This window comes from Streptomyces sp. NPDC039609, from assembly GCF_055596705.1.
In genome coordinates this window covers 190,437-197,508 of sequence record NZ_JBVIUJ010000009.1, presented here as the reverse complement: position 1 = coordinate 197,508, position 7,072 = coordinate 190,437, and the positions used below count along the sequence as shown (strand labels likewise).

Sequence of the window (7,072 nt, the reverse complement as noted above, 5' to 3'; positions counted from 1 at the left end):
ACCTGCTCCACCTGCTCCACCTGCTCCACCTGCTCCACCTGCTCCACCTGCTCCACCTGCTCCACCTGCTCCACCTGCTCCACCTGCTCCACCTGCACAGCCGTCCCAACCGACACGGTCACCAGCAGGAGGCAACCCCCGATGAAGCTCCGCTCCGTCCTCACCGCGCTCGCTCTGGTCCTCGGCGCCCTCTTCGCCCCCGGCGTCGGCGTCCTCGGCGGCGCCACCGAAGCCCAGGCCGCCACCAAGATCAGCCACGCCACCGCGACCTCGATGTTCCGTAACTCCGGCATCACCTGGTCGTCGTCCGGCGGCTGCTCCGACCGCAGCAACCCGACGTGCACCTCGTTCGAGCAGCTCAACCTCGCCACGGCGCAGGGTGCGCAGACCCTCAGGAGCGCCAGCGGCTGCGCGTTGAACATCACCGGCGGTACCGAGACGGGCCACGCCGGTGGCACGTACTCGCACTGGAACGGCTACAAGCTCGACTTCAGCAAGTACACCTGCGTCGGCAACTACATCAAGAACACCTTCACGTACATCGGGGTGCGCGGGGACGGTGCTCCGCAGTGGAAGTCCGGCGCCGGGAACGTCTACGCCGACGAGGGCAACCACTGGGACGTGACCTTCTACAACTGCGGCGGCTGCTGACCGTCGTTCCGGCGCCAAGAAGCCCCCTCCGGTCGCTTGGACTAACCGAAGGGGGTTCTTGGACTGCCGGGGCCGCCGGGGCACGATCTCGTTGACGGTGCCCGGCGGGCAGGGGCCAACTAGTGCGCATGTCGCTCCCCGAGTCCCGAAGAATCCGTGCGGTCTGCGCGCTCGCCGTCGCGTCGTCGGCCGTGTTCGCCCTGGCAGGGCCCGCTCTCGCCACGGCCCCCGCAGGAGCCGCCTCCGAGGCCCCGGCCCGCGCCGGCGCCGAGGCCGTCATCGGCTCCGACCAGCTCTCCGTCGCCGTCGCCGAGGACTTCCCGCGCGTCCTCTCGTACACCGACCGTGCCACCGGCGCCCGTCTGCTCGGGAGCACGGCCCCGGTCACCGAGATCGTCCTCAACGGCACGGCGTACGCGGTCCGGGCCAAGGGCGCCCCCGCCCTGACCGCCACCAGCGCGGCGTACACCCTCACCTTCCCCGCCCTGACCGGTGTCGAGATCGACGCGACCCTGAGCGTCCGCGGCCGGGCCACCACCTTCAAGGTCACCGCCGTCCGCGACACCGAGAGCTTCCGGGTCGGCACCCTCGACATACCCGGCCACGACCTCGTCTCCGTCGGCTCGGCCGACGCCGGCGCGGAGACCGCCTTCACCCGGCTCGACCCCGACTCCACCCGTACCGCCGACGTCTTCGCCAAGGTCACCGACGCCACCGCAGCCGAGAGCGCGCCCGTCGGGGCGAGCTACGCACTCGTCAACACCGGCCGGCTCGCCGCCGCCGTCGAGTCCAACTCCAGCTACGACAAGCCCGCGGGACCCAGCGCCCGTGACGGCGCCCGCTTCTGGCACCAGGCCCGCAGGACGGCGACCGAGACCCGCGTCGGCGTCTGGTCCGGACAGTGGACCTACCGCGGCGCCGGAGCCCCGCGGCCCGAGAGCGGCGACAACCTCCCCTGGGCCAAGGTCGTCGTCACCCCCGACGCCAACGCCGACGGGAAGACCGACTGGCAGGACGGCGCCCTCGCCTTCCGCGCGATCGGCGTCAAGGCCCCGGGCAGCGGGCAGACCCCCGACCGGGTCATCGCCCACATCCCGTTCAACTTCGCCTCCCAGGCCACTCACCCCTTCCTGCGCACCCTCGACGACGTCAAGCGGATCTCGCTCGCCACCGACGGACTCGGCCAGTTCGCCCTGCTCAAGGGGTACGGGTCCGAGGGCCACGACTCCGCGCACCCCGACTACGGCGGCAACTACAACAAGCGCGCCGGCGGCCTCGACGACCTCAACAAGCTTCTGAAGGAGGGGAAGAAGTGGGGCGCCGGCTTCGGCGTCCACGTCAACGCCACCGAGTCGTACCCCGAGGCGAGGAACTTCAGCGAGACCCTCGTGGACAGGACCAAGCCGGGCTGGAACTGGCTCAACCAGAGCTACTACATCGACCAGCGCCGGGACATCAACAGCGGTGACCTCGCCCGCCGCTTCCAGCAACTGCGCGACGAGACCGACCCCAACCTGTCGATGCTCTACATCGACGTCTACTACACGCACGGCTGGATCGCCGACAAGACGATGCAGGCCGTGCAGGCCCAGGGCTGGAACGTCGCCACCGAGTGGTCCGAGAAGTTCGAGCGGGCCTCGCTCTGGTCCCACTGGGCCAACGACCTGAACTACGGCGGTGCCACCAACAAGGGTCTCAACTCCCAGATCATCCGCTTCATCCGCAACGGCGAGAAGGACATCTGGAACAACCACCCGGTCCTCGGTCAGACCGCCCTCGAGGACTTCGAGGGCTGGACCGGCGAGACCGACTGGAACCACTTCTACGCCAACATCTGGCAGAAGAACCTGCCGGCCAAGTACCTCCAGCAGCAGACGATCACCCGCTGGAACGGCAACGACATCACCTTCACGGGCGGTGTGCACGGCACCGTCAAGGACGGCCGTCGCACCTTCTACGACAACGGTCGCAAGGTCCTCGACGGCGAGAACTACCTCCTGCCGTGGGACGGCGGCAAGAAGCTGTACCACTACAACAAGGCGGGCGGCCGCACCACCTGGACCGTCCCGGGCACCGGCTCGTACGCCGTCCACAAGCTCACCGACAACGGCCGTGTGAAGACCGGAACCGTACGCCCCGTCGACGGGAGGATCACCCTCGACGCCGCCGCCGGACAGCCCTACGTCCTCTACCCGAGCCGCGCACCCGAGCCGCGCGACCCCCGCTGGGGTGAGGGGACCCCGGTCAAGGACCCCGGCTTCAACGACGCGAAGCTCTCCGCCTGGACCAGGACCGGAACCGTCGCCCGTGACACCGACACCCAGGGCCGCAACAGCGCCGAGCTGACCGGCTCCGCGACCGCGTCCGTACAGCAGAAGATCACCGGCCTCGCCCCCGGCAAGCGGTACACCGCCTCCGCCCTGATCGAGGTCGAGGCGGGCCGCACCCGACCCACCACGCTCTCCGTCGCCGGGGCGTCCGTCACCGTCGAACGCTCGGCTGTCCAGGACCGGGTCGCCGCCTCCGACTGGAACGGCACCCGCCTCCAGCGCGCCAAGGTCACCTTCGCCGCCCCCGCCGGCGGCTCCACCACGCTCCGGATCGAGGCCGCGGGCGGCAGCCCGGCGGCCGTCCGGATCGACGACGTCCGGATCGTCGCCAACAACCCCGCCACCAAGGCCGGCGCGCTCGTGCACGAGGACTTCGAGGCCGTGGACCAGGGCTGGGGCCCCTTCCTCAAGGGCGACTCCGGCGGCACGACCGACCCGCGCACCCACATCGCCCAGCTCCACGCCCCGTACACCCAGGCCGGCTGGAACGGGAAGCTCGTCGACGACGTCCTCGGTGGCGCCGAATCGCTGAAGTCCCACGACGAGAACAGCGGTCTGGTCTACCGGACCGCGCCCTGGACCGTCCCCATGAAGGACGGGCGCAGCTACCGCGTCGAGTACGACTACCAGTCGAGCCACGCGGGCGCCTACGAGTGGGTCACCGGCTACGACCGGACGAACGGGACCGCTGTGGAGACCCGTCGTACGCCCGTCGGACAGCAGAGGACCACCGGGCACTTCTCCGAGACCGTGACCGCCGGCTGCGGGGACACCTGGACCGGACTGCGCAAGCGCGGCGACGCCCCCGACGGAGCCGACTTCGTCCTCGACTCCTTCACCGTGACCGACCTCGGGCCGGCGGCGGAGAAGGCGGCCTGCGGCACGCTCGCCCTCGCCGCCCCGGAGACCCTGGAACCGGGCCGCCCGAACCAGGTCACGGCCACCTTCGCCAACGACGAGGCGAACGCCGTCGCCGGGGCCACGGCCGCCCTGGAACTCCCCGCAGGCTGGACCGCCGAGCCGGCCGGGCCCGTCTCCCTCGGGACGGTCGCGGCGGGCGCCCAGGCCACCGCCACCTGGCAGGTGACGCCCCCGGTCGACGCGAAGTACCAGACCTACCCGCTCGGTTCGGCGCTCACGTACACCGTCGGGGGAGAGGCACGGAAGCTGAGCGCCGCCACCTCCGTCCGGACGCTGCCCCCGCCGCCCACCACGGACAGCTGGGCGAGCGACCTGGACTGGACGTCCGCGGCCAACGGCTGGGGACCGGTGGAGCGCGACCTGTCCAACGGCGAGACGGGCACCGGCGACGGCAGCCCGCTCAGGATCGGGGGAGTGGCGTACGCGAAGGGCCTGGGTGCCCATGCCCCGTCCACGATCCGCTACTACCTGGGCGGGAAGTGCACCTCCGTCACCGCCGAGGTCGGCGTGGACGACGTCCAGACGAGCCGTGGCTCGGTGCAGTTCAGCGTCCTCGCCGACGGCACGGAGAAGGTGAAGTCGCCGGTCCTGAAGGCCACCGACACCGCCTGGTCGCTCACCGCCGACGTCACCGGTGCCACCTACGTGGAGCTGGTGGCAGGCGACGGCGGCGACGGGAGCGGCAACGACCACGCGGACTGGGGGAACGCCCGCTTCCACTGCGGAGGCTCCCGGTAGCAAGCGCTTGTCGTGCTCATTGATTGCGTCGGAGAACGGGTGCTAGACCGGTCGCCAACCGGTCTACACCACTTCCCTAGGGGAGGCTTCCGTGCCCGTTCCCGCCTGGTCCCGCCGCACCTTCCTGACCGTCACCTCCGCCGCCGCGGCAACGCTCGCCCTGCCCGGCCGCGCTCGCGCCGCCGAGGGTGAGTTCGAGACCCTCCGGCAGCGCTGGCTCGACATCCAGCTCGGCGCCGGCTTCGATGCCGGCGCCGAGCCGTACGCGTCCCGCCTCGCCGAGACCGGCGAACTCGCCCGCGCCTTCCGGGCCTCCATGGCCCCCACCGACACCTCCCTCTGGCCGGGCTACGCCTTCGACCCGCCCTCCGGCATCACCCAGAGCTACAGCCGCCTGTGGACCATGGCGCAGGCGTACCTCCAGCCCGGCACCGGGCTCACCGGCGACGCGACCCTGCTCACCGACGTCCTCCGGGGCCTGGACCACGTCTCGGCGCGGATCTACAACCCGACGACCGTTCGCTACGGAAACTGGTGGGAGTGGCAGATCGGCAGCCCCCGCCTCCTCATGGACATCGTCGCCGCACTCCACCCGCACCTCGGACCCGAGCGGATCGCGGCCGCCTGCGCCGCCGTCGACCACTTCGTCCCGGACTCGATGCTCGGCGACTACAGCGGCACCTCCACCGGCGCCAACCGCGTCGACCTCTGCCGCTCCGTCGCCCTGCGCGGCATCGTCGGCGCGAACCCCGCCAAGATCGCCCTCGCCCGCGACGCCCTCTCGCCCGTCTTCCCGTACGTGACCAAGGGCGACGGCCTCTACGTCGACGGCTCGTTCGTCCAGCACACCTGGGTCGCCTACTCGGGCACGTACGGACAGGTCATGCTCGACGGCCTCGGGCGGCTCTTCACCCTGCTCGCCGGATCCGGCTGGGCGGTCACCGACCCGAACCGGCAGATCATCCTCGACAGCGTCGAGAAGGCCTACGCGCCCCTGATCTACGACGGCCTGATGATGGACAGCGTCAACGGCCGTGCCATCAGCCGCGGCTACCTCAAGAACGACGAGCGCCGCGTCATGCGCTCCGACCACTTCCACGGCCAGGGGATCATCGCCGCCATGGCCCTGCTCGCGGGCGGAGCGAGCGCCGCCGAGCGCGAGCGGTGGCACGCGCGCGTGAAGGGCTGGATCGAGCGGGACACCGTCTCCCCGATCCTCTCCGCCCGCCAGCTCGGCGTCGCCGACCTCGCCCGGCTGCACGCGGTCGCCGACGGGCCCGTCCCCGCCGCCCCCGAGCCGACCGGGCACACCCTCTTCGCCGCCATGGACCGGGCCGTGCACCGGCGCCCCGGCTGGGCCGCCAACATCGCCATGGCCTCGGAGCGGATCTCGTACTACGAGTGCGGCAACGGCGAGAACCCGCGCGGCTGGCACACCGGCGCCGGGATGCTCTCCTGGTGGACGCCCCGCCAGGGCGGTCAGTACACCGACTGGTTCTGGCCCACCGTCGATCCCTACCGCCTCCCCGGGACGACCGTCTCCACCAAGCGCCTCGCCGACCGCGCGGGTGGCGAGTGGGGCGCCCCGAAACCGGACGTGACCTGGGTCGGCGGAGCCACCGACGGCGCGTTCGCCGCCGTCGGACAGCACCTCAAGGGGCTTGGCTCCACCTTGGAGGCCCGCAAGTCCTGGTTCTGCGCGGCGGACACCGTGATCTGTCTCGGGGCCGGGATCACCGCCACCGACGGCGTCCCCGTCGAGACGGTCGTCGACAACCGCAATCTCGGCGACGACCGTGGCGGAGGCACCCAGGCGCTCACCACCGGAAGGGGGTGGGCACACCTCGAAGGACACGGCGGCTGGGTCTTCCCCCAGGGCACCGCGAACCTCCGGACGCTGCGCGAGGACCGGACCGGCGCCTGGAGCGACATCAACACCACCAGCTCCACCGAGACCCGTACCAGGACCTACCAGACCCTGTGGCTCGACCACGGCACGGACCCGGCCGGCGCCTCCTACGCGTATCTCCTCATGCCGGGCGCGTCCCGGCGCACCCTGGCCGCCCGCGCCGCCGACGAGGACTGGCTGGAGATCCTGGACAACACCGCCGACCGGCAGGCCGTCGCCGTCCCGTCCCTCGGAATCACGGCCGCGAACCTGTGGCGGGCCGGTACGGTGGGGCGCCTGACGGTCACGGTCCCGGCGAGCGTCCTGGTCCGCCGACGGGGCTCGGTGCTCGACCTCCGGATCAGCGAGCCGCAGCGTACGGGTCGGCCGCTGGAGCTCGTCTGGAACCAGCGGGTCCGCCGCGTGATCGGCCACGATCCCTCGGTGGAGGTGCTCGCGACCGGCCGCTCTCTGAGGCTGCGGATCAATCCCGGTACCGCGGGGATCACCTGCCGCGCACAGGTGGCCCTGTAGAGAGTTGTGT

3 protein-coding genes are annotated in these 7,072 nt (G+C 71.5%); all 3 read left to right on the top strand.

The features are described 5' to 3' along the window. Positions 1 to 141: 141 nt before the first annotated feature. On the top strand, positions 142 to 651 hold the full coding sequence (locus ACZ561_RS26895) for a hypothetical protein (RefSeq protein ID WP_470999572.1): 510 nt from the start codon (positions 142 to 144) through the stop codon (positions 649 to 651). A 128-nt stretch (positions 652 to 779) separates the two neighbouring features. After that, positions 780 to 4,640: an endo-alpha-N-acetylgalactosaminidase family protein gene (locus ACZ561_RS26890; RefSeq protein WP_470999570.1), complete on the top strand. Its 3,861-nt coding sequence runs from the start codon at positions 780 to 782 to the stop codon at positions 4,638 to 4,640. A 91-nt stretch (positions 4,641 to 4,731) separates the two neighbouring features. Next, a complete protein-coding gene (locus tag ACZ561_RS26885; protein WP_470999568.1) occupies positions 4,732 to 7,062 on the top strand; it encodes a polysaccharide lyase 8 family protein in 2,331 nt (776 codons plus the stop codon). Positions 7,063 to 7,072: the final 10 nt, after the last annotated feature.

What these genes read in the sequence shown, in the direction of transcription:
- ACZ561_RS26895 (WP_470999572.1), top strand. Translation starts at nt 142, where the DNA reads ATGAAGCTCCGCTCCGTCCTCACCGCGCTCGCTCTGGTCCTCGGCGCC.
- ACZ561_RS26890 (WP_470999570.1), top strand. Translation starts at nt 780, where the DNA reads ATGTCGCTCCCCGAGTCCCGAAGAATCCGTGCGGTCTGCGCGCTCGCC.